This window comes from Pseudomonas sp. (genome assembly GCF_035277045.1).
Classification (GTDB): Bacteria; Pseudomonadota; Gammaproteobacteria; order Pseudomonadales; family Pseudomonadaceae; genus Aquipseudomonas.
Genome location: NZ_DATELE010000249.1, coordinates 1 through 2802 on the forward strand (window position 1 = coordinate 1; position 2802 = coordinate 2802).

Consider the following 2802-nt stretch of genomic DNA (forward strand, 5'->3'; position numbering starts at 1 on the left):
CATGCCCCCGGCGTCCTCGGCGGTGCGTACATCGAAGGCGTGGCGCCGCAGATAGGTGGCCAGCGGCTCGCGGATCTTGCGGTGGTCATCGACCACCAGCACGCGCGGGGAAGGTGGGGGAGGGCTCAGGGGCATGGGTTGTTCAGGGCTGGCTGGGACAGGGCAGGGATACTACTACGAGTCATTATCATTTGTATCTTTTCACGGGAACCCATTGCCTTGAGCAGGGTCTCGCCCGCCGCGAAAGCAGTAGCAGATGAAGCGTCAGGTAGACACCCCACGCCGCACATGCTTGGCCAGCAGCTTCTCGAGCATCTCCCACATCACCGGATCGGTGCTGAACGCAACGTTGAAGCGCATCCACCCCGTGGCCTGGGCATCGACCATGAACAGCTGGCCTGGGCCAAGCATGATGCCTTGCTCAAGGGCATCGTCCAGCAGCGCCGCGCTGTCGGGGATGGCGGGGTGACGGGTCCAGATGTACATGCCTTCGTCGGACTCGATGAACAGCTCGAAGCCCAGCCGGTGCAACTGACGGCCGACTTGCTGGTGCGCCTCGGCCAGGCGCTGGCGCAGGCGCTTGAGGTGCTTGCGCCAGCGGCCGTCGATGATCGCGGCGTACACCACGCGCTCCATGATCTGCGAGGTGGTCAGCCCGGAACGCATCTTCAGCCGCAGCAACTGCTGGATCAGCTCGGGATTGGCCAGCAGGTAGCCGACCCGGACATTGGGCGAGATGCTTTTCGAGTAGCTGCCCACGTACACCACCTGCTGCAGGTGGTCGAGGGTGGTCAGGCAGGGCTGCGGCTCGGCGATCATGTCGGCGTACAGGTTGTTCTCCACCAGCCGGAAGCCGTGCTGGCTGGCCAGCTGTAGCAGGCGGTGCAGTTGCGCCAGCGGCGTGCGCGAGCACGTGGGGCTGTGCAGGTGCGGCTGGGTGAAGAACACCGTCGGCCGGGTGTGCGCCAGCAGCCGTTCGAGGTGATCGAGGTCGTAGCCCGTGGGGGTACGGGGCACGCCGATCAGCGTCGCGCCCTGGAAACGCAGGATGCTCATCAGGTTCGGGTAGCCGGGATCGTCCACCAGCACCACGTCGCCAGGGCGCACCAGGGTCCGCACGGCCAGGTCCAGCGCCTGGCTGGCGCCGTGGGTGAGCAGCAGCTGGGCCGGATTGGCGACGATGCTCAGTTCCTGCTGCAGGTTCTGCGCGGTCAGCGCGCGCAGCTCCGGCAGGCCCATGGGGTCGCCATAGCCGGTGAGCTCCAGCGGGCTGCCGGCCACCTGGCGCAAGCCGCGGCGCAGGCCGTCCTCGAACATCCAGTCATTGGGCAGCCAGCCACAGCCGGGCTTGTGCGCCAGCTGGCGGGTCTCGAAGATCTGCTGCAGGTACCACTCGGAGTTGAACGTCGGCCGGGCCGGACCAGGCGTGTGGCCCTGCTTCTCGAGCACCTCACCCGCCGAACGGTTCACGAAGAAGCCCGCATTGCCGCGACTGACCAGCAGGCCCTGGGCCACCAGGCGGTCGTAAGCCTCGACCACGGTGAAGGTGCTCACCGAATACGTGGCGGCAAAGGCCCTTATCGAAGGCACCTTGGCACCGGGCTTGAGGGTCTGGGTGTCGATCAGTCCGCGCAACCCGTCAATGATCTGATTGACCAGCGGGGTCGTGGAATCTGGGCGTAGTTCGAGCATTCGGAGGTTGCCTTCAGGGGTGCGTAACGCCAAGCGCCTGCAGGTAAACGCGGGTGTATTGCATTGGCGGCCTGTACAGTGCAGTGCGGATTTCACTGTGCTGTGCATGGCTCTATGTGTCATACATTTTTACATTAGGTGCCAGATATCGCCAGATAAAGCACGACACAGCGTCATGAACAATCACAATGCAACCGCTGCTTTGCCGTTGGGGCCGTTCCCCTTCACCTCTTTCGACACGACGGGCCGCTCTACCGTGAGCGTTGCCCGTCCTGCCATTGCACCGTTCAGTCGGCCCGAGGTCTTCGCTTCGGCCGCGTAGCAGGCTTGCCGCCATGGAAGGCCTGGGCGCGCGGTCATGCACGCCATCCTGCTCACACAGCACTGATGAATGGGTGAAACCGCCATTTGCGCGGTTTCGCGAGTTTCCTTGGATAAAAAGAAACACGGGGTAGACTACTGATGGACGCAACATCCACAACCACATCCAGCGCCAAGGGGGCGCCCGAGAGCAAGCTCAATGCTTCGCTCAAGTCGCGCCACCTGACGATGATGTCGATCGCCGGAGTCATCGGCGGCGCACTGTTCGTCGGCTCTGGCAGCGTGATCCACAGCGCGGGCCCTGCGGCCGTGCTGGCGTATCTCGCGGGCGGCATCCTGGTGGTGCTGATCATGCGCATGCTGGGCGAAATGGCCACGTCCTCACCCGACACCGGCTCGTTCTCCACCTATGCCGACCGCGCCATCGGCCGCTGGGCCGGCTTCACCATCGGTTGGCTGTACTGGTGGTACTGGGTCATCCTCATGGCCTGGGAAGCCTATGTGGCGGGCAAGATCCTTCACGGTTTCTTCCCTGGCGTGAGCGTCAACGTCTTCGTGCTGGCCACCACCCTGTTGCTGATCACCGTCAACTTCTTCAACGTCAAGCACTACGGTGAGTTCGAGTTCTGGTTCGCCTTGATCAAGGTGATCGCGATCGTCTGCTTCCTGATCGTCTGCGGCGCCGCCGTGCTGAACATCTGGCAGTTCGGCGAGGTACGGGGCATCACCCACCTGACGGCCGAGGGCTTCATGCCCAACGGCATCACCACGGTGATCGGCGCGCTGCTC

Annotated in this window: 2 protein-coding genes and 1 pseudogene; 1 reads left to right on the plus strand and 2 read right to left on the minus strand. The window is 64.0% G+C overall.

Features of this window, described 5'->3' with window-relative positions; translation table 11 throughout:
• Together VJS90_RS14040 and VJS90_RS14045 are read right to left on the minus strand one after the other, a co-directional pair.
• Positions 1 to 135, minus strand: a pseudogene (locus tag VJS90_RS14040) (DNA-binding response regulator); the annotation flags it as partial.
• 129 nt (positions 136 to 264) lie between these two features.
• Positions 265 to 1692, minus strand: coding sequence for a PLP-dependent aminotransferase family protein (locus tag VJS90_RS14045; RefSeq protein WP_324122250.1), 1428 nt, complete (start codon positions 1690 to 1692; stop codon positions 265 to 267).
• A gap of 462 nt (positions 1693 to 2154) precedes the next feature.
• Between VJS90_RS14045 and VJS90_RS14050 the strand changes: the two genes are divergently transcribed.
• On the plus strand, positions 2155 to 2802 hold a 648-nt coding region (locus VJS90_RS14050; RefSeq protein ID WP_324122251.1), incomplete at its 3' end, for an amino acid permease.